The following is a 19,151-nucleotide window of genomic DNA, read 5'->3' on the forward strand; positions in this document are numbered from 1 at the left end:
GGTTGGTGTCGACGGGGTCCGTTTCTTAAACTACTGAAAATACTTCAGATCTATGCAATAGCAAATCGATCACAACTACGTTGGTCACCTGTACAAGGTTCTTTCGCTGTGTTAGCGGAATTGTCGTTCTACTGCTCGTTCGAGCAAATATTTCAATGGGATACTTCAAGCATGAAATCTTTCATACCCGGTTGCTTTCCGTTGTCATTGGCAGTCGCGGGAGCGCTGGTTTTTTCAAGCCCTGTTCTGGCCCAAGACACTTCAAACCGTGGCAAGGCCATGATGGTCCTGGATGCCTCGGGCAGCATGTGGGGCCAGATTGACGGGGTTCCGAAAATCTCAATTGCACGTGATGTGATCGATGGTGTTCTTGGAAAGTGGGACCCGGCCGTCGACCTGGGTCTCATGACATACGGGCACCGGCGCAAGGGCGACTGCAATGACATTGAAGTCATTCAATCCGTCGCGCCTCTTGACCCTAACAACTTTTCTTCGCTTGTCAGGGGTATCAATCCGCGCGGCAAAACACCCATTTCGGAATCGCTCATTCGCGCAGCGCGTGAACTGCGGCATGTTGAGGACCCTGCCTCCGTCATTCTGGTCAGCGACGGCCTTGAAACCTGCGAAGCAGATCCCTGCCTGGCTGCAACGCTCCTTGAAAACAGCGGCATTGATTTCACAGTCCATGTTGTCGGCTTTGACCTGACAGATGAGGAAGCACGCCAGTTGCGCTGCATTGCCGACAACACGGGCGGCCGCTTCCTGAACGCCGACAATGCAAGCGAATTGACTGAGGCCCTTGCCGAAACTGTTGTTGCGGTTAGCGAAGAAGTGGTTGCCAAGCCCGTCGCACCACAACCGGCACCACCCATTGTACCCAAGAAGATCACCGAACTTGATCTCGACCGGCTGAGCTTCGACGTCCACAAGATCGAAAAAGATGCCGCTTCCGGTAAAGTTGTCGCGACCGGAACGTCGAACGGCGTTGGCTGGACGGTCACTGCCAACAGCATCTACGAACCGTATTCCAACGTCAAAGGCGGTGCAGGCTTCAACGATCTCCCGGGCCGCTATGACGATCTGCATGTCGGGTCCGACTTTACGATCACCTTTGATCAGCCAGTGACTTCGATGCTTGTTGTGCTTGCCAATGACAATGACACGGGAGACGGGCCGAACTTCCAGGAACTGCCGCCCGTCGATTTTGTCGACGCCAGCAATCCCGATGGTGGCACCCAGGTGAAAATCGAAGATAAAGGTGGCGCGTTGTTCTACTACTACGACATCAACATCACATCGATGACGCATGTGAACGACAACGGCATCAACGACGGTTGGGACCTGGCGTTCTTCGTGTTTCCGACAGCCAACTGATCCATTTGAACAAGAAAAAGATGCCGCCAGGTCAACCAGGCGGCATCTTTATTTGAATTTCTCGTCGAGGCTTGGGATCAGGCAGAGCAGACCAAAATTCAGCACTTTCAATTCAACCCCGGCCAGTTCCTGTTTGCCTTGGCAATATAGCCTGGGATATCGCGGATCCAGGTCCGCTGAACAGGCTTGGAGTAGTTCACATAGAGTTTGCCGGCCACCACTTTATAAGCGAGCGGATCGACACCGACCTTGTAACCGCGTGAAACGCCATAGGCGCAATAGCCGTCAAATTGCGGGGCATAACTTGCAGGGTTCGCAGAGAAGGTGTCGCGGTTCCGTACTGACGTGAACTGGTATGTCAGTCCCCGGTATTGCGCAGTAAATTCAGCGCGGCCCTGCTTGGGGGTCTTTCCCGAAAAATAAGTCACCGGGTCGTAACCTGTCAGCGCAAGCGGGCTTTTTGCGTAAACTGGCAATGCTGAAGTCGCGACAATCGCACTAACGGCAGCTGCCGCAACAAGTCCTAGCAGTCCTCTACGGTTGATCATGAAACCTCCTCGGGTTTTCATCGTTCAGATGAGGATGTTGCGCGACAGGCTGACATTCAATGAACAATCATTTGAACCGAGTTGGCTTGCTGGCCTTCAAACTTGCTGTTTTCAGATTTCTGCGCGCAATCGGCGCACCTTCCGAGGAGCAGAAGCGGCCGGATCACGAAACCGTGAGCTTGGTTTATCGCGCTTCCTGACAAGCTGAACTCGGAAATTGCCACAAACGCACTATACTTTTGATCGGCCGTGTTTGGTCCCGAAGGTACATATGGGCGCCAATTCCGACAGGAGAGACATTCATGACCACCGATCTCATCACCCGCCGCAAACTTCTCGCTGCTGGAGGTGTTGCATTGACGATGGGCACAACCGGATTGTTGGTACCCGCTCAGGCACAAGGCCTCGCGCCAACGCGTTCAATGCGGGGTGGTTCCAACAATTACCGTCCCGGTGCTCCAATCGTCGACCGCATAGGGGATGGCGGCTTCTGGATGACTGGTACCGTGCGCCGCGCAGGCGATGGTGTACCTCTTGCCGGTCAGCGTATTCAGATATGGGCTCACACGACCGAAGGGCATGAACGCGATCCGCAAAGTCACGGCGCAACCCTTACCGATGCCAATGGCAACTTTCGCCTTGAAATGCCGCAGATCGTGCCCGCGTTTGGGCAACCGCACGGTCACCTTGCCTACGATAGCGAGGAGTTTGAAACGGTGTTCCTGCGTCCAATCATGTCAAGCTCGAAGGACACCAGCCTGGAGGCGCATTTCGTCCTTACACCGGCCTGACCCGACTTGGGGCTTCCTGAGATGAGCCGGATGCGCGGTTACCTGGTCTGGGGCGTGCTGGTGATTGTTATCGCGATACCGATTTTGGCCGCTGCAACAAGCCCACTGCTTGCCTGGCGGCAACCCGTTTACATTGTTGCCGGATTTGCCGGTGTTGCGGGCATGGCCCTTCTCTTGGTTCAGCCTCTTCTTGCAGGCGGCTATCTGCCCGGGCTTGCCGGCACGCGCGGGCGGCGGCTCCACCGCTATACCGGGACACTGCTGATTGCCGCTGTCCTGCTCCACGTTGGCGGGCTTTGGATCACCAGCCCACCGGATGTTGTCGACGCCTTGCTGTTTCGTTCTCCAACGCCGTTTTCCGTATGGGGTGTTCTTGCCATGTGGGCTGTTCTGACCGCAGCCTTTCTTGCCGGGTTTCGACGCCGCCTGCGGTTGACGGTGCGCTCGTGGCGACGTGCCCACACAATCCTGGCGATAGTCATTGTCACCGGTAGTGTGGTTCATGCTCTTTTGATCGAAGGAACGATGGAAATCATGACGAAGTTCGCTCTGTGTGCTCTTGTCGTTATCGCGACAGTGAAAGTCATCGTGGACCTCAAGGTTTGGACGAAACGGCCGCCGCGCGAAGTCTGAAGCAAGTCATTTTGATCGCTCTAGCCGGCAGCATGTTGCCACTCCGTCGGCTCATGGATCACATGATTGCCGATATGCAGGGCCAAGAGCTGTCCTAAGACCTTTCGGAAGCGCTTTCGTCCGGTTGAGGATCTTGCCGTGGCCGCGTTGCTATGCTGTGGTCGAGCGTGCACAGTGCGCGCGAACCATGCCTGAAGAACGAGCCTTCCATGTTCCGTGATCTCACGTTTCCAGCCACCTATATGGGGCTGCTTGCAGCCTTTGTCGGATACGCGGCCTCCTTTGCCATTGTGCTTGCCGGCGTAAAATCGATGGGTGCCACCGATGCACAAGCCGCGACCGGACTGTTTTTCGCTACCATCGGCATGGGCATCTGCAGTATCTGGCTCCCGGCCGTCACACGGATCCCGGCTGCGGTCGCGTGGTCAACTCCCGGCGCTGCATTTCTTGCGGCAACCGTTGCACTGCCGGGTGGATTTTCAGAAGCCGTCGGAGCTCTGATCTGTTGCGCCGCGCTAATCGTCGTGACCGGGTTCATCCCGGCACTCGGACGTGTTGTCGCCGCCATTCCGAAACCGATTGCAAACGGGCTCCTGGCAGGTGTTTTGTTGAAATTATGCTTTGCGCCGGCTTTGGCTCTAGGAACGATCCCCTTGCTTGTGTTGCCTGTCCTTCTGGCCTGGCTGGCCGGACTTGCCTGGAACAGGCTTGCTGCAATGCCATTTGCCGTCATCGCCTTTGTGATCGTTCTTTTCTTGACCGTGAATGGCGACAACGGCACCGTCGGCGCGGAAACGCAATGGCTGCCGGCATTTACGCCTGTCATGCCGACCTTTTCCATTCATTCATTTGTTTCCGTCTCTTTGCCGCTCTATTTCGTAACCATGGCAGGTCAGAACATCCCGGGCTTCGCCGTGCTGGAGCTGAACAAATACCCGGTCAACCGGCAGCCACTGCTCCAGAAGACAGGGCTGGTGAGTCTTTTGATCGCACCGTTCGGATCGGTGCCGGTCAACATGTCCGCGATCACCGCTGCAATGATGGCCGGAGAAGATGCCGGACGTGATCCGGCAGGGCGCTACTGGGCTGCCATAGTGTCTGGAATTGCCTACACGCTTCTGGCATTTGCTGCTGGACTTGTGACCTCTCTTGCAGGCCTTGCACCGACAGATCTGATCACTGCGGTTGCGGGGCTGGCGCTGATCCCGGCTTTCGTCAATTCCGTTTCGGCGGCGTTTAGCGATCGTGAGCAACTAGAAGCACCGGCTTTAACATTTCTGATCGCAGCCAGCGGAATGATGCTTTTCGGTATCAGCGGCGCGTTCTGGGGCGTCGTTGCCGGTAGCATTGTCTGGGTCGCAAAAGCCGTCGTTAAAAGACACACGACGTGAACGAAACGTGATGCGGCGCTCTTGTTAGCGACCTCCTCACGAGAGTTTTGTGTGCATGTGAACGCGTGAATCCGCAGACTGGCATTGGCCAAACGGAGGATGCCATGCCACTGACGCGTCGCGGATTTACTGGAATGCTTATTGCAGCTGCCGTCACACCTGCACCATTGAGAGCACAGGACGATCCGGTTCTGGCAGCCCTTCGATCTCCGCTTTACGGTACAAGTTCAGAATTCGCGAAAGGCATGATCTTCATGCGTGAACGCGGCAGTCCAGACGTCGTGCCCGCGCTCTTGACCAGCATGCGATTTTCCAGAGGGCGGCAGGGACGGATTGCCGAGGTGATGGACGAATTGGCGGGTCAAAAATTCGGTACCGACTGGTTCGAATGGATGCTCTGGCAGGAACGCAACCCGCAGATCATCCCCCATCCGTCACTGATCCCTTTCAAGCGTGAGGTTCTGCTTGGGATAGACGAAAATTTCGACGTCTTCCTGAAACCGGAGTATCTGGCTCGCAAGCGGATGAAAATACGGTTTGAGGAAATTGCCTGGGGCGGTGTCCGAAAAGACGGAATTCCTTCCCTCGACAACCCTGAACTGCTTCCAGCAGCCAAGGCGAACTATCTCAAGGGCGATGACCTCGTTTTCGGCGTCTCGATCAATGGTGACACCAGGGCCTATCCATTGCGGATCATGGGCTGGCATGAAATGTTCAATGAAGTCATCGGCGGCGTTGCGGTCGCACTGGCCTACTGCACGCTGTGCGGCTCGGGCATCTTGTTCGAAACCAAAGTGAAAGGCCGAAGGAGGCCGCTGGTTTTCGGTTCCTCCGGCTTCCTTTATCGCTCCAACAAGCTGATGTTCGACCGGGAAACCCATTCGCTATGGAACCAATACACCGGTAAACCGGTGGTCGGTCCGCTGGTGGACAGTGGCATTGAATTGAAGCAGCGTCCCGTCGTGATAACAAGCTGGGATGCCTGGAAGGCGTCCCATCCCAAAACCCAGGTGCTGTCTCTGAACACCGGCCATCGGCGCGACTACGGCTCTGGCGTCGTTTACCAGGACTATTTTTCCTCTGCCGAGCTCATGTTTCCAGCGCTGGTTGATCAATCACGGCATCGCCAGAAAGACTATGTCTTCGCAGTCCGCCAGTTCGGGGCTGCCAGAGCTTGGCCGCTGGATGCCTTTGAAGAGAAATCGATTATCAACGACGCGATTGCACAAACGCCTCTCGTCCTGATCGGCAATCCCTCAAAACGCACCGTGCGTGCCTATGAGCGCGGGCCTCATCGATTTCAGCAACGCGGCGAAGAGGTTCTCGATGATACCGGTCTGGCATGGACCGTGACAGAAACCGCGCTGGAACGTTCAGACGGGAAGAAACTCCCCCGTGTGGCAGGTCATATCTCCTATTGGTTCGCATGGGACAATTATCTGGGTGATGCCGCAACCATCTATGGCGGTTAACGGCTTGATCTATCGAAGCTTCCCTTCAAACAGGATGGTAGAAGCAATCTGGACAGCAACGTCACCTGCAGTCGTGGCAACAGCAGTCTTTAGATCTCACATATGGTCAATCTGCCTAACTTGAATGCAATTCAAGAAATACAACCCGCACAACAAATATTAGCGAAGGCACCACACCTTGCGGGTTGTACTCAAGATGCGAATTTGCGCCTGAATTCGACATACCTGCTCAAAAATAAGTTATTGGCGAAATAATACTGACAATTCGCATTGATTTCACAGAAATTCGCCCGATTTAGCCGTTACCAGACTCTGAAAATCGCTGACAATGCAAGTTTCCCGAGTATCTGAGCGCAGAAAATCATCTGGGTTCCATCTGTGGAGAGATTCTATGACTTCAAAAAGCAAGGCAGGACTTTTGAACGTTTTCTCTAGGTGCGCACCAGCGCCGCTGGTGGCGGCACTGACCATTGGTCTGCTCGTCCCGGCCGCAGTGGCGGAAGACCGCAGCGACTGGCCGACAAGCTTCTCGGTCGGAACGGCAAGTCAGGGCGGAACCTATTTCGTATATGGCTCAGGCTGGACAAATCTTGTTTCAGATCAGCTTGGCATCCCGGGCGGAGCCGAGGTCACCGCCGGACCGGTACAGAATGCAGCGCTTGTCCAAACCGGTGACCTCGATTTCGGCATGGTCACCATGGGGCCGGCATTCGACGCGATCAACGGTGAAAGCGCTCTTGCGCCAGGACTGAAACATGATCAGATCCGGGCGATCTTCCCGATGTACAAGACCGCATTCCATATCATGACCCTGAAAAGTTCCGGCATCGACAGCATCGATGACATTCCGGAAGGCGCAACTGTCGGCTTTGGGCCGGTTGGCGGCACCCCTGGAACGTACTGGCCACGGTTCTTTGATACGTTTGGCAAGTCCGTGACTGCGCGCCACGGAGGAGCAGCAGACCTTGCCGGCCAACTTCAGGACGGCTTGATTGATGTCTACACTTGGGCAGCAGGGGTCCCCTTCCCGGCATTCTCGCAAGTCGAAGCGCAGGCTGACGTCAATTTCATCGGCATGACGGACGATCAGGCCAAACAGATCGCGGCGGACCATCCGGTGTCTCTTTTCACTATCCCGGCCGGAACTTACCCGTCCCAATCCGAAGATCATGCGAGCGTTTCCATGTGGAACTTCGCGATCGCGCGCGCTGATCTTCCGGACGACTTTGTCTATGCCGTCGTCGATGCGGTGATGAGCAACAATCCAAGGATGCTCGACATTCACAAGGCGGCCATCGAAACCCTGCCGGAAAACTACGACAAGAACGCTTTCATTCCCTGGCACCCGGGAGCTGTTCGCTGGTTCAAGGAGAATGGCTTCGAGATCGACCCAGCCCTTGGCGGCTAAGCGATCCGGAACACGATAGATAATTGCCTTTATCCCGGGCCGCAGGACAGTGGCCCGGGTATACTATGTGCCAGATCGAGACCGAAACGTCATGTCCGACCCGATTGACCCCGTTCCCGCCCAACGGGATGAAGCTACCAGCCGCGCCTTGCAGGGCTGGCAGGGGAAATTGTTCGGTCTTCTGTGTGTGCTTTACGCAGCCTGGCATCTTTACAGTCTCAACATCGCGCCCCTGGAGACCTGGCTTTTTCGCATTCTTCACATTTGCGGAGCCCTCGTTCTCGGGTTCGGCCTGACGGGAGTGCTCATCACCGGGCCTGACAATCGCCTGCGTAAAGTCACGATGGAACGGGTCATTGCGCTCGCCGCCGGACTGCCGGTGATTTATGCACTCGTGCTGACCGTTTACGGTGTCATTCAATATTGGAACTCGGGGACCGTCGAGAACGCCGACACGACCTTTGCCTATTTCGGGATATCGCTCGCTGCCGGCACGCTGTTTGCGATTGTTGCCGGCTGGTTCATACGCGGCAAAGAAGGCCGTATTTCCCCGATCGACTGGGTTCTGGTGCTGGCCAGCATTGCATCGACCGGTTTCATCGCTCTCAGTCTTGATGCCTTGAACTTGAGACTGCGCGCGGGCACGCCATTTGCCGATCCGCAAAATGCCTGGGCCGCATTTGTTGCCATGGCGCTCATGCTGGAACTTACACGCCGTGTCGCGGGTCTCGCCCTGGTAGCGATTGCAGCAATTTTTGTCGGTTATGCCTTTTTGGGGCCCTGGCTACCCGGATTTCTGGAACACCGCGGGTACGATGCAAAGCGGTTTTTCAGCTACGTTTTCACCGATAACGGTATTCTCGGCCCGACAACCGCCGTCTCCTCCACCTACATCATTCTTTTCATCATTTTCGCGGCCTTCCTTCAAAGCTCAAAGGTCGGCGACTATTTCGTCAACCTGGCCTTTGCAACAGCTGGCCGGGCACGCGGCGGGCCAGCCAAAGTTGCCGTGTTCGCTTCCGGACTGATGGGAATGATCAATGGCACTTCTGCCGGTAACGTTGTGTCGACGGGCTCGCTGACGATCCCGCTGATGAAGCGTGTGGGATACCGCCCACAATCGGCAGGCGCAATCGAGGCTGCTGCCTCAACTGGTGGTCAGATCATGCCCCCTATCATGGGTGCTGGTGCCTTCATTATGGCCGAGATCACGGGAATTCCATATACGGACCTCGTCATCGCAGCCCTGATCCCGTCCGTGCTCTATTTTGTCTCTATCTATTTCATGGTCGATTTCGAGGCGAAGCGTCTTGGCATGCGCGGCATGACCAATGACGAAGTGCCCAAATTCAGGAAACTCGCCAAGCAGGCATTTCTGTTCCTGCCGATATTCATTCTGGTCGGCTCTCTTTTCCTTGGTTATTCGGTGATCCGTGCAGGCACGCTTGCGATTGCGTCTGCCGCTGTCGTGAGCTGGCTGACCCCGTTTCGTATGGGCCCGCTCCAGATCATCGAAGCCCTGCGCAATGCGTCTCAGATGTCCATCCAGATCATTACGGTCTGTGCTACGGCTGGCATCATTGTCGGCGTGATTTCATTGACAGGCGTCGGCGCCAGGTTCTCTTCTCTGCTGTTCGAACTCGCAGAGACCAGCAAACTGCTCGCGCTGATATTCGCGATGATCATCTCGATCATTCTGGGCATGGGCATGCCGACGACCGCAGCTTATGCGGTTGCCGCCTCGGTGGTGGCACCCGGCCTGATCGAACTCGGCATTGAGCCGCTGATTGCGCATTTCTTCGTGTTCTATTTTGCGGTCGTTTCGGCGATTACTCCGCCGGTGGCGCTTGCCGCCTATGCGGGCGCTGCCATTGCAGGAGCAGAGCCCATGCGCACATCGGTGACGGCATTCAGGGTCGGCCTGGCCGCGTTTATCGTACCGTACATGTTCTTCTACAGCCCCGGTCTTCTGATGGAGGCCAGCTGGATAGAAATCATCCGCAATGCAATTACCGCCATCATCGGCGTCTATTTCCTGTCCGGAGCCGTTCAGGGCTATCTGATGAGCCCCCTTGCCCCGATCTGGCGTATACTGCTTCTGGGTGCCGCCCTTTGCATGATTTCCGGCGATTGGCGTACCGACGTGATCGGCATCGTGCTCGGCGCTGCGCTTTGGCTTAAATCGCGTCATGATGTTGAACACGTCACCAGGGAAGCCTGATATTCGGGCACGCCAATTTGCACGCTCGTCTGTCGCTTGAAAGACCTGAAAACCGCCTTATCGCAGGAAAGCCGCCATCTCCTTCCTTGCCTTGGCAAGGTAGTTCTGACGGCTTTCCTGGGTCGAGCTGTCCATCTTGTAATGTGCCAGATAACGTGTCTTGCAACGCGGTTTTGCAAGAAGCTTGATGCCGCGCATGATGGTTTTGCGCCCGGGTTCTCCAACAAACTTGGACACAAACCAACTTGCACCACAGGTCGTCACGATCCCGATGCGCGAGATATTCTGCATGTTGGGCCGCAAGTCCTCGGTCGCGGTCGGCATGATGAACGTCTCATGCGGCACCCACACCCGTTCCAACCACCCTTTCAGCATTGCCGGAAGACCGAACCACCAGGTTGGATAAATGAACACGATCGCCTCGCACCACTTGATATCAGCCAGATCCTGCGCAATCGGTACGGTATTCGACTGCGGTGTGTGATAACCACGCCGTTCCTGCGCACTCATGACCGGGTCGAATTCTCTCGCATAAAGATCCGTCAGGCGCACATCGTGGCTGTCTTCCTCAAGGGCGCTGATAACGGTCTTGCACAGCGCAGCATTGAAGCTTTCTTCACAGGGATGACAGTAAACGACAAGAACGCGCATGCGCTTGGCCTTAAGGAACAACAACATGCAGGCAGAATGAACAAGCCGCCTGCGTCACTTTCGTAAGCCGCCACTCAGCCTCGCTGAAGACCGGGAAACAGGAAAACCTTGCCACTTGTGTAGTCGTAGTCCGGGTTATCCCAGGCAATCATCTTGCCCGGATTGAGCAGCCCTTTGGGGTCGGCCTCCTGCTTGAAGGCCAGTTGAACCGCATCTGTCTGTTTCATGCCGCCTTCTTCCAGCGTGTAGCGGTGCGGATTGAAAATCGGGCAGCCGTTCTCCTCATGCATCCGGATGATCTCATTCAGCCTTTCTTCGCTGGTGTAGCGAACGATCGGCAATCCGAAGCAGGTGATGTCGCCGTCAAAACGGACATATTCCAAGTGTCCAGGCACCTCATCGCCAAACAGTTCCTGCATCTTCCCGACCAGTTCAACCTGGTTCGGAAACGGATAAAGAACCTGAAGGTAAGTGATCTCAGGATCGACCCGCAGACCGCGCAATGTCGTGTGGTTCCAGGAAAGTTCATAGGCTGGAGGAAGCCGCCTCAGATCCTCTTCGTTTGCCTTGTCGGAACGATAAAGCACCGCTCCGCCGGACTGACGCGCGACGAACGCCTCAAACGCCGCCATGGCAAAGGGAGCCACCATCAACACCGCGACAGACTGATCCTTGCGAATGAACTTCTGGTGCCGCAGGAAATAGTCGTGCGGAACCGGCGCGGCCACGGGCGCTATGTTCTTGGTCAACAGGCCATCCTGATTGGCCAGGGTGTCGGAAAACCTGACCGCATCCATAAAGTCATCAAAGCCGACCAGAACATCAACCCAGTCGTAACTTGCGGTCAACGGCATCTCGATCTCGGTTATGATGCCGTTGGTGCCATAGGCATGCATCACCTTCTGCAGATCGTCACCCGTCATCTCCAGAATTTGAGGATCGGCCTCCATCGTGATGACCCGCAACCGAATGACATTGCCAAGATCCCTGAGGCCGCCCCAGTTGATCGAGCCGACCCCGCCCGAACCACCGGCAATAAAGCCGCCGATGGTGGCTGTCCTGTAGGTGGACGGATGCATCCGCAATTCCTGTCCGGACTGTTCACGGGCAACCTTGTCGATGTCGGACATGATGGCTCCGGCTTCAACGACAACCGAACCTGTCTTGACTTCCTTGACGGCCGCCATATCCGCCATGTTGAGTACAACACCGCCCGACAGCGGCATGGCCTGTCCGTAGTTGCCGGTTCCAGCGCCCCGCGTTGTCACCGGTATGTCGGCTGCAAAGCAGGCCTTCAGAACACGGATGATTTCGTCTTCCGTTTTCGGGGTCACGATCAGGTCGCCGGTAACATCCTCCAGCTGCTTCTTCAGGACCGGCGAATACCAGAAAAAATCGCGGCTCTTCTGCTTTACGATTTGCTGGTTGTCCTCGATCTTGAGGCCGTCAAGATCGGCTTTTAATGCAGCAATGGCGCTCATGACTCTGGTTGCCTTTCCTGGAGAATGTGATCGAGGTCGCGGTAATCGGGCAGAGTTTGGTCAATAAGAGACCCCGCGCGCAAAACACTGCGCGGGCCCGCCGGGCGGGACAAAAGCTCGTTCCAGTCTCGAGCATTGAACAGCACGAGGTCGGCCGGTGCTCCGATATCCAGTTTGCCCGCCGGGATATCCATCAATTGTGCAGGTGTCGTTGTGACCGTGCTGATCCAGTCGCCGATCGGGTGGTCAAGATGTAAAATCCGAGTGGCTTGCGTATAGACCTCAACCATATCGAGATCGCCATAGGCATAGAAAGGATCACGGGTATTGTCGGAGGCGACCGCAACCGAAATTCCGCGTTGCTTCATTTCGTGAAGCAAGGTGACACCCCGGCGGCGAGGTGTCCGGCCAGGCACACGGTCCTGGAGATACATGTTGCACATTGGCAGCGAAACGACGGCAATCCCGGCCCCTGCCAACAGATCAAGTGTCTTGTCAATCTCATCCGCCGGATGCACCGACAATGAACAGCAATGACCGCATACAATCTTGCCGTCGAATTTCAGACGCTGTGCCGTTTCGGCAATGTGGCGCAATGTGACCGCTGCCGGGTCCAGCGTTTCATCCACGTGAAAGTCCAGATCGAGGCCCCGATCCATGGCCGCACGAAAGACGTCTTCAAGATGCCTTTCCAGATCCGGGATCATATAGGTCACTGCGCCCATGATCCCATCGGCTTTCCTGACCTTTTCCGCAATACCCGACAGATAGTCCCTATCTTCGGCCAGGCGGTCGATCCCGAACAGACAAACGCCCTGCAGGGTTATGCGACCACTCCAGTCGGTGCGCATTTCCTCAAACACCGGCCAGGTGATGTCCTCCTGCGGCGGGATGCTGTCCAGATGCGTACGGATCGCGGCTGTTCCGTGTGCGTAGGCGCACTTCAGGGAAAACTCCATGCGCGCCCGCAGATCATCGGCCGACCAATAAGCAATCCGGTCTTCGCCGACCGCTGTGAGCGCCCCCATGAAAGATCCGTCTGGATTGGCCTTGCGTGGCCAGATGTGGCCTTTGTCGAGATGGGTATGCAGATCAACGAAGGCGGGCAAAACCAAACCGCTGTCCAGGTCCAGACTTGGATCCGCACCGGTCAAGGATCCGGCAGGCGCGACTTCAAGAAGCTTCCCATCAACGACCTTGAGGTCCCTCGCCAGCAGGCAGGCAGGATCCGAACCTTGTGTGTCGGCGAGCAAACATGCCGGAACGGTTGCATTCTTGATGATCCCGGTTCCGTTGAAACCCGATCCCGTTGCCGGTCCCATTTATATCTCCCGCTTCAGGGCACTTTCATGCCATTTGCGCAGGAGCAAATGCGACAGGAGGTTCATAGTCAGGAAGATCAGGATCCCCGTAACGGAAATCAGAATGAGTGCCGCGAACATTCTTGGCATGTTCAGCCTGTAGCTTGCCTCCAGGATCTGGTTGGCGAGCCCTGAACCGGAACCTGCGGAGCCCGCGACGAACTCCGCAACGATCGCGCCGATCAGAGACAGGCCGCCGGCAATTTTCAATCCGCCCAGGAAATAGGGCATAGCTGCTGGAAGGCGCAAAAACCGCAAGGTTTGCCAGCGGCTTGCGCCATAAAGGCGAAACAGGTTCTGCAGATTGTGATCTGCCGAATTTAGTCCAAGTGTCGTGTTTGAGAGTATCGGGAAAAACGCGACAATCCAGGCACAGATCAGGAGCCCGGCGGTGATGGAATCCACATAAATCAAGATCAAGGGTGCGATCGCGATGATGGGTGTTACCTGCAAGATGACCGCGAAAGGAAAAAACGAGATTTCGATCCATTTCGACTGCGTGAACAACACCGCCAGTCCCAGACCGCCCAATGTCGCGATCAACAGGGCTCCGAATGTGATCTTGAGCGTGTTGATGAGCGCAACACTCAAGATGCCCCAGTCGGCAAGCAACGTTTCAAAAACCTGTCCGGGCCTCGGCAGGATGTAGTGCGGAATTTCGTTCCAGACGCAGACCGTGTCCCATAGGTAAACCGACAACAGCAATATGACGACCGGCAACACCCATCTGCCAATCGTTTCCCTTCGAGCCGAACGTGCACGCTTCATTTCCTCGGCATCAAGAGGAATTTCCGCGCCAGCCACAGGCAATGGTGTTTTGTCTGCAATGTCTATGGTCATGATCCGGAGCGACCCTGAGAGTTTAAGAAAATCAGACAGTTCATCAGAGGTGATCTCCCGATTTCATGGCCTCGTGAAGCGCTTCAGAAACGTTTCGGCAGAAACCGCTATAGACGGGTGATGTCCTGAAATCCTCGTCCCGCGGATAAGGCGCATCAATGGCCATATCGTTGACGACACGTCCGGGCCGCGCTGCCATGACGACGATGCGGTTGGAGAGGTAAACGGATTCAAACACTGAATGGGTCACGAAAATGACCGTCCAGCCGAAGGTTTCCCACAAACGCAGAAGATCGTTGTTGAGCTTGAAGCGGGTTATTTCATCAAGTGCCGCGAACGGTTCGTCCATCAAAAGGAGCTTGGGCTTTGTCACGAGGGCGCGCGCAATCGAGACACGCATTTTCATGCCCCCCGACAATTCCCTGGGATAACTGTCCGCAAACTGGTCGAGACCAACACCTTTCAGCGCTTCCATCACCTCATCATAGGCGGCTTTTTTCGAAACCCCCTTGAGGCGCAGCGGCAACCAGACATTCCCGAAGACCGTCGCCCAGGGCATGAGGGTTGGTTCCTGAAAAACGAAGCTGAGTTCGTGGTCCTTCTGTCTGGATTCTTCCATCGGCCACTCAACCCTGCCCGAGCTTGGGCTCGTCAGGCTTGTGATGATCCGCAAGGCGGTGGATTTGCCACACCCCGAGGGACCCAGAAGGGAAACAAATTCCCCTTGCCGAATATCGAGCGACAGGTTGTTGAGTGCCACCGTCCCGTTGGAAAAGGTCTTTGAGATGCCTTTGAGGGAAACAATGGGCTGTCCAATACCCGTATCTATTTGCATATTTGCTTGTACCATGGCCGTCATTTCAAAATTGTCCGGCCATGGTTGCATTTTTCATGTGTGTCACGAAAGCGTCCTGATCAGTTCCCGGTCAGCTCTTTTTTGCGGTCCAGACCGACGCCATTGTTAACGAATTCAAGCGTGTAGGACTTCGTGTAGTCGACGTCTCCGTTGACAACACCCGCGGCGACCATTTTTTCAAAAAAGGACTTGTTGCGCTCATCCGTCATGGCACCGATGCCCATTGTGAGCGCATCGCCACTGTCAACGATGCCGTAGGATTTCAGCTTCTCGATCGAGAAGGCCAGCTGACCGTCCGTCATGCCAGGATTGTCCTTCTTGATCATTTCCAGTGCTTTGGAATTGTCGCCATAAAGGAAATTGACCCAGCCGATAGCCGAACCGTCGACAAAGCATTTGACGACTTCCGGTTTGGTTTCCACAAGCTCGGTCCGGGTTTCCACTGTTGTCGAATAGGTGTCATAGCCAAAATCGGCGATCAGAAAGATGTTGGGCTCAAAGCCGCCTTCCGTCTCGATGGCATAGGGCTCAGACGTAATATAACCCTGCTGGCCCAGTTTCTTGTCGGCAAGAAACGGTGCCGAATTGTAGGTGTAAGGACGCACCTGTTCGTCCTTGAAACCGAACTCTGACTTCATCCACTGATAAAAGGAATTGAGGCCACCCTTGCCGATCAGGAGGTTTATGTCCTTGAGGCTTTCCCAGGTATCCAGGCCCTGATCCGGATGCGTCATCAGGATCTGTGGTTCTTTCTGGAAATGAGCCGCCACAACGGTGGTTGGAATGCCCTGCTCAATCGCAGAAAATGCCTGAAGCATGTTGCCGCCCATCAGGAAGTCGATTTTTCCGACCGGCAACAGAATACGGTTGTTGGCCTGCGGGCCCCCAGGCTTGATTTCCACTTCAATGCCACAGGCTTCAAATGTGCCGTCGGCAACCGCCTGGTAGTAACCACCATGTTCTGCTTGAGCGACCCAGTTTGTACCGAAGGTCACTTTTTCAAGCGCATGCGCGCTTGTCGACGCCATGACGGCGAGCGTCGCAAGTCCTAAGTTCCGAGACAATCCCATTTCCGCGTTCCCCGTTTTCGTTACACCAAGCAGGTCAAACTGCCCACGACGGGCCGAATGCTCTGCCGCTGTGCTCGAAAGCCCTGAGAGCGGAACAGGCAGGAAGTGAGCCGTCGCGTAAAAACATTGGCCCGCTTGTCGTGCTGCCCGTTGGTTGTCTGAGCAGCCCGCAAAGACTTGCACATTGCTGCACCATTGTCAGCGCAAAAGTTAATCGTGCCCTCTATTTGAGCAATGGCATCTAAAATACGCAACTGCGAAAATTGCGCGCAGGCGATCGCCGCGATAGCTTTCGGTTTTTGACGTGAGGACAAGTCATTTGAAACGCACGCACACACCACCTGAAATTCGTGCCCCCTTTGCTCGCTACAGCCATGCTGTAGAGATCCCTGCAGGGCATCGTCTGCTGTTCGCTTCGGGTCAACTGGGTATTGCAGCCGATGACCGGATCCCAGCCGACATTAAGGGTCAAACCACGCTCTGTTTTGAAAATATAAAGGCGATCCTGGCATCTGCTGGCATGACATTGCAGGATGTGGTGCGGATCAATGCCTATGTGACCGACCGCGCCCACTTGCCTGGCTATATGCGCGTCAGGGACGGTTTCATTTCCGAACCTGCCCCGGCATCGACACTGATGATTGTTTCGGGTTTTGCGCGCGAAGACTTTCTGGTCGAAGTTGAGATTGTTGCCGCGGCGCCCTGACACGCTTCGTTGCTAAACGTGTGCGAAATGCCTTCAGAAGGAACTGAGGAGAAGAACCTTCATGCTGCCCAAACTCAATTGGCAAGACATGACCACCACCGATTTCGAGGCTCCGTCGGTCGAGGACTGGATCGCAGTTCTTCCGGTGGCCGCAATTGAACAGCACGGGCCTCATTTGCCGGTCTATACCGATACTGCGATTGCCCAGGGTCAAGTCCACAGAGTGATGGATCTTATCCCGGAAACCGTTCCCGCAACCTTCTTGCCCGTGCAGGCGGTCGGCAAATCGAATGAACACATATCCTCTCCGGGAACGCTAACCCTTGGCTGGGAGACAGCGCTCAGGGCCTGGATGGAACTCGGCGACAGCATTGCCCGCGCCGGGATCAGAAAATTGGTGATTGTAAACTCTCATGGAGGGAATGTGCCTTTGGTGGCCATCCTGACGCGAGAACTCAGGGTCCGGCACAAAATGCTGGCCGTTGGCACTGCCTGGGCGCATTTTGGACAGCCCGAAGGCGTCTTCCCGGATCATGAACTCACCTTTGGAATACATGGCGGCGACGTGGAAACCTCCATCATGCTTCACCTTCATCCTGAACTGGTGAAGATGGACAAGGCTCAGAACTTCCGTTCCGCACAGGAGCAATTCGTTTCTGAATTCACACACCTGCGCGCTCATGGACCACATGCGTTCGGCTGGAAGGCCCAAGACCTCAATTCCAACGGTACTGTTGGCGATGCTTCCATCGCGACCGCCGACAAGGGACGCCAGTCTCTGGACCACGCAGCCCGCGGCTTTGTGGAACTGCTGCATGACGTTCACGCCTTTGATCTGAATTTGCTGGCAGACTGAATTGGTGCCAGATAGCACTACCAGATTAAGGAGCCTCGCCATGTCACCAACCGACCTTCAGAGAGACATTATTGCGCGGGGTTCACCGCTTATCTCAACCGAAGAACTTGAACTTCTTTTGAAGCAACCGGGTCTCAAACTGTTCGACGTGCGCGGAACCTGGAGCAGCCCGGCCAGGGCGTTGCCGGAGGATTATGAACAAGGCCACATTCCCGGTGCAGCCTTTCTCGACTGGACCAGCCAATTCATCGATCAGAGCGAAGCTCTTCCTCTTGCATCTGTCGCGGGTCGGGATGCAGCCCGAAGCGCGTTCAAGGCCCTTGGCATCAATGCGACTGACCTCGTCGTTCTCTACGACAACTACAACCATATGCTCGCAGGCCGCATTTGGTGGGCAATGCGGTATTGGGGTTTTGAAAATGTCCGTGTGCTCAATGGAGGCTGGACCCGTTGGACCACGTTGCAGAAACCTGTGGCAACCGACAAACCAGATACGTCACAAGGCGACTTTGAACCTGTTCAAAAAAGCGATTTGCGCACAAGCCTAGAAGACTTCATCGAAAGCCACCAAAAATCCTGCGTCATTGACGCACGTGGCTTCGCCGGGTTTGCCGGGAAAGCAGAGGACCCGCGCACCGGACATATTCCAGGTTCATTGAACATCCCGTTTTCAGAACTCCTGGACAGCGAGACCGGCCTTTTTCTGAACCGCGGCGCCTTGTCGAACGTGTTTGATGAAAAATCGCCTCAATGGCGAGACCTTCCAGTTATCGCGACTTGCGGATCCGGCTATGCCGCAACCGTCACTCTGCTTGGATTGACCGAACTTGGAAGCGAGGCACGTTTGTTTGATGGATCCTTTTCAGCGTGGAAACAGGACCCGGCCAGGCCCGTTGAGCAAATCCAATAGGTTGGCCAGGTCACTGGTAGATGGATGAAATCTTCAGTGCTGTGATCGAAGGCTACGCGGTTCCACGAACCGGGCGGTTGTTTTCGATGTTGAACTTCATTCCGTCGAGAAGTTCTTCCAGATCCGGCCGCGCCGCCGGCCCGTTGGAAATATCCACCAGCATCAACGTGCCGTCCGGTCGTATCCCGAAACTGCCGGGTTCAGCAAAGAGCTTGTCAGTTTCAGCTTCCGAGAGAGGCTCTGAAACATAAAGGCCAAGTGAGCGCATCTGCGCCTCGCTCATTCCGTAGCAAAGCTCGAAATTCCAGCCGAATTCCTGCTGGTCAGCCCGCGCTTTGTCTTCGCTGTCGGCCGAAACAACCACAACGTCCAAAACATTGGTCCAGTTATCCAATGCAGCGTTCAACTTGTTCAAGAATCGCTTGCAGCGCGGGCAATGCTTGCCGCGATAAACAAACAACATGGTCCAACGGTCTTTGGGTTGCCCGACGGTGATCGAACCTTCACGCCCGAGCACCGGAAAGCTCATTTCCTCGAGACGTTCGCCCACACGTGGTTTTGGAGAAGACATTTGTTGCCCTT

Annotated in this window: 18 protein-coding genes; 10 read left to right on the forward strand and 8 right to left on the reverse strand. The window is 55.5% G+C overall.

From position 1 onward, the window contains the following. Positions 1 to 171 precede the first annotated feature (171 nt). Positions 172 to 1,374 carry a vWA domain-containing protein gene (locus ACZ1HV_RS13135; protein WP_472718322.1) on the forward strand — a complete coding sequence of 401 codons (1,203 nt, stop codon included), beginning with the start codon at positions 172 to 174 and terminating at the stop codon, positions 1,372 to 1,374. A 107-nt stretch (positions 1,375 to 1,481) separates the two neighbouring features. Here ACZ1HV_RS13135 and ACZ1HV_RS13140 read toward each other — a convergent pair whose 3' ends face one another. Then, positions 1,482 to 1,922: a YHS domain-containing (seleno)protein gene (locus ACZ1HV_RS13140; RefSeq protein ID WP_472718323.1), complete on the reverse strand. Its 441-nt coding sequence runs from the start codon at positions 1,920 to 1,922 to the stop codon at positions 1,482 to 1,484. 302 nt (positions 1,923 to 2,224) lie between these two features. On the opposite strand from ACZ1HV_RS13140, the gene ACZ1HV_RS13145 reads away from it, so the two are divergent. The 6 genes from ACZ1HV_RS13145 (at position 2,225) to ACZ1HV_RS13170 (ending at position 9,838) form a co-directional block, all read left to right on the forward strand. Next, complete coding sequence (locus tag ACZ1HV_RS13145) at positions 2,225 to 2,713, forward strand: peptidase associated/transthyretin-like domain-containing protein (protein WP_298819017.1); 489 nt, start codon at positions 2,225 to 2,227, stop codon at positions 2,711 to 2,713. Between the two features lie 21 nt (positions 2,714 to 2,734). Next, the gene (locus tag ACZ1HV_RS13150) at positions 2,735 to 3,346 is read left to right on the forward strand and encodes a ferric reductase-like transmembrane domain-containing protein (RefSeq protein ID WP_472718324.1); all 612 of its coding nucleotides are present in this window, start codon (positions 2,735 to 2,737) and stop codon (positions 3,344 to 3,346) included. Positions 3,347 to 3,498: 152 nt separating this feature from the next. Next, positions 3,499 to 4,737: a benzoate/H(+) symporter BenE family transporter gene (locus ACZ1HV_RS13155; RefSeq protein WP_472718325.1), complete on the forward strand. Its 1,239-nt coding sequence runs from the start codon at positions 3,499 to 3,501 to the stop codon at positions 4,735 to 4,737. Between the two features lie 104 nt (positions 4,738 to 4,841). After that, complete coding sequence (locus ACZ1HV_RS13160; protein WP_472718326.1) at positions 4,842 to 6,209, forward strand: DUF3179 domain-containing protein; 1,368 nt, start codon at positions 4,842 to 4,844, stop codon at positions 6,207 to 6,209. A 391-nt stretch (positions 6,210 to 6,600) separates the two neighbouring features. Then, positions 6,601 to 7,617, forward strand: a complete 1,017-nt coding sequence (locus ACZ1HV_RS13165; RefSeq protein WP_472718327.1) for a TAXI family TRAP transporter solute-binding subunit — start codon at positions 6,601 to 6,603, stop codon at positions 7,615 to 7,617. Positions 7,618 to 7,708: 91 nt separating this feature from the next. Continuing rightward, complete coding sequence (locus ACZ1HV_RS13170) at positions 7,709 to 9,838, forward strand: TRAP transporter permease (RefSeq protein ID WP_472718328.1); 2,130 nt, start codon at positions 7,709 to 7,711, stop codon at positions 9,836 to 9,838. Positions 9,839 to 9,895: 57 nt separating this feature from the next. On the opposite strand, the gene ACZ1HV_RS13175 is transcribed toward ACZ1HV_RS13170, so the two are convergent. From ACZ1HV_RS13175 to ACZ1HV_RS13200, 6 genes are all read right to left on the reverse strand, one after another. Next, entirely contained in the window at positions 9,896 to 10,489 is a 594-nt protein-coding gene (locus ACZ1HV_RS13175) for an NAD(P)H-dependent oxidoreductase (protein ID WP_298819004.1), read from the reverse strand. Between the two features lie 74 nt (positions 10,490 to 10,563). Further along, positions 10,564 to 11,970: an FAD-binding oxidoreductase gene (locus tag ACZ1HV_RS13180; RefSeq protein WP_298819002.1), complete on the reverse strand. Its 1,407-nt coding sequence runs from the start codon at positions 11,968 to 11,970 to the stop codon at positions 10,564 to 10,566. Then, on the reverse strand, positions 11,967 to 13,292 hold the full coding sequence (locus ACZ1HV_RS13185; protein WP_472718329.1) for a cytosine deaminase: 1,326 nt from the start codon (positions 13,290 to 13,292) through the stop codon (positions 11,967 to 11,969). The genes ACZ1HV_RS13180 and ACZ1HV_RS13185 overlap by 4 nt, the downstream gene beginning before the upstream one ends. Then, on the reverse strand, positions 13,293 to 14,171 hold the full coding sequence (locus tag ACZ1HV_RS13190) for an ABC transporter permease (protein ID WP_472718330.1): 879 nt from the start codon (positions 14,169 to 14,171) through the stop codon (positions 13,293 to 13,295). Positions 14,172 to 14,214: 43 nt separating this feature from the next. Beyond that, positions 14,215 to 15,021, reverse strand: coding sequence for an ABC transporter ATP-binding protein (locus ACZ1HV_RS13195; protein ID WP_472718442.1), 807 nt, complete (start codon positions 15,019 to 15,021; stop codon positions 14,215 to 14,217). Positions 15,022 to 15,086: 65 nt separating this feature from the next. Continuing rightward, complete coding sequence (locus ACZ1HV_RS13200) at positions 15,087 to 16,097, reverse strand: ABC transporter substrate-binding protein (protein WP_298818993.1); 1,011 nt, start codon at positions 16,095 to 16,097, stop codon at positions 15,087 to 15,089. A 319-nt stretch (positions 16,098 to 16,416) separates the two neighbouring features. On the opposite strand from ACZ1HV_RS13200, the gene ACZ1HV_RS13205 reads away from it, so the two are divergent. The 3 genes from ACZ1HV_RS13205 to ACZ1HV_RS13215 all read left to right on the forward strand — a co-directional run bounded on the left by ACZ1HV_RS13205 (position 16,417) and on the right by ACZ1HV_RS13215 (position 18,569). Continuing rightward, on the forward strand, positions 16,417 to 16,803 hold the full coding sequence (locus ACZ1HV_RS13205; RefSeq protein WP_298818991.1) for a RidA family protein: 387 nt from the start codon (positions 16,417 to 16,419) through the stop codon (positions 16,801 to 16,803). Between the two features lie 61 nt (positions 16,804 to 16,864). Continuing rightward, positions 16,865 to 17,659 (forward strand): creatininase family protein, encoded by a 795-nt coding sequence (locus ACZ1HV_RS13210; RefSeq protein WP_472718331.1) that lies wholly within the window; start codon positions 16,865 to 16,867, stop codon positions 17,657 to 17,659. Between the two features lie 40 nt (positions 17,660 to 17,699). Beyond that, the gene (locus ACZ1HV_RS13215; protein WP_472718332.1) at positions 17,700 to 18,569 is read left to right on the forward strand and encodes a sulfurtransferase; all 870 of its coding nucleotides are present in this window, start codon (positions 17,700 to 17,702) and stop codon (positions 18,567 to 18,569) included. 52 nt (positions 18,570 to 18,621) lie between these two features. Here ACZ1HV_RS13215 and ACZ1HV_RS13220 read toward each other — a convergent pair whose 3' ends face one another. Beyond that, the gene (locus ACZ1HV_RS13220; protein ID WP_298962200.1) at positions 18,622 to 19,140 is read right to left on the reverse strand and encodes a redoxin domain-containing protein; all 519 of its coding nucleotides are present in this window, start codon (positions 19,138 to 19,140) and stop codon (positions 18,622 to 18,624) included. Between the last annotated feature and the right edge of the window lie 11 nt (positions 19,141 to 19,151).

It is taken from the genome of Roseibium sp. JB4-4, assembly GCF_055693425.1.

Excerpts from the sequence above, each read along its gene's own strand:
- ACZ1HV_RS13135 (WP_472718322.1), top strand. The coding sequence starts at position 172 with ATGAAATCTTTCATACCCGGTTGCTTTCCGTTGTCATTGGCAGTCGCG.
- ACZ1HV_RS13140 (WP_472718323.1), bottom strand. The coding sequence starts at position 1,922 with ATGATCAACCGTAGAGGACTGCTAGGACTTGTTGCGGCAGCTGCCGTT.
- ACZ1HV_RS13145 (WP_298819017.1), top strand. The coding sequence starts at position 2,225 with ATGACCACCGATCTCATCACCCGCCGCAAACTTCTCGCTGCTGGAGGT.
- ACZ1HV_RS13150 (WP_472718324.1), top strand. The coding sequence starts at position 2,735 with ATGAGCCGGATGCGCGGTTACCTGGTCTGGGGCGTGCTGGTGATTGTT.
- ACZ1HV_RS13155 (WP_472718325.1), top strand. The coding sequence starts at position 3,499 with ATGCTGTGGTCGAGCGTGCACAGTGCGCGCGAACCATGCCTGAAGAAC.
- ACZ1HV_RS13160 (WP_472718326.1), top strand. The coding sequence starts at position 4,842 with ATGCCACTGACGCGTCGCGGATTTACTGGAATGCTTATTGCAGCTGCC.
- ACZ1HV_RS13165 (WP_472718327.1), top strand. The coding sequence starts at position 6,601 with ATGACTTCAAAAAGCAAGGCAGGACTTTTGAACGTTTTCTCTAGGTGC.
- ACZ1HV_RS13170 (WP_472718328.1), top strand. The coding sequence starts at position 7,709 with ATGTCCGACCCGATTGACCCCGTTCCCGCCCAACGGGATGAAGCTACC.
- ACZ1HV_RS13175 (WP_298819004.1), bottom strand. The coding sequence starts at position 10,489 with ATGCGCGTTCTTGTCGTTTACTGTCATCCCTGTGAAGAAAGCTTCAAT.
- ACZ1HV_RS13180 (WP_298819002.1), bottom strand. The coding sequence starts at position 11,970 with ATGAGCGCCATTGCTGCATTAAAAGCCGATCTTGACGGCCTCAAGATC.
- ACZ1HV_RS13185 (WP_472718329.1), bottom strand. The coding sequence starts at position 13,292 with ATGGGACCGGCAACGGGATCGGGTTTCAACGGAACCGGGATCATCAAG.
- ACZ1HV_RS13190 (WP_472718330.1), bottom strand. The coding sequence starts at position 14,171 with ATGACCATAGACATTGCAGACAAAACACCATTGCCTGTGGCTGGCGCG.
- ACZ1HV_RS13195 (WP_472718442.1), bottom strand. The coding sequence starts at position 15,021 with ATGGTACAAGCAAATATGCAAATAGATACGGGTATTGGACAGCCCATT.
- ACZ1HV_RS13200 (WP_298818993.1), bottom strand. The coding sequence starts at position 16,097 with ATGGGATTGTCTCGGAACTTAGGACTTGCGACGCTCGCCGTCATGGCG.
- ACZ1HV_RS13210 (WP_472718331.1), top strand. The coding sequence starts at position 16,865 with ATGCTGCCCAAACTCAATTGGCAAGACATGACCACCACCGATTTCGAG.
- ACZ1HV_RS13215 (WP_472718332.1), top strand. The coding sequence starts at position 17,700 with ATGTCACCAACCGACCTTCAGAGAGACATTATTGCGCGGGGTTCACCG.
- ACZ1HV_RS13220 (WP_298962200.1), bottom strand. The coding sequence starts at position 19,140 with ATGTCTTCTCCAAAACCACGTGTGGGCGAACGTCTCGAGGAAATGAGC.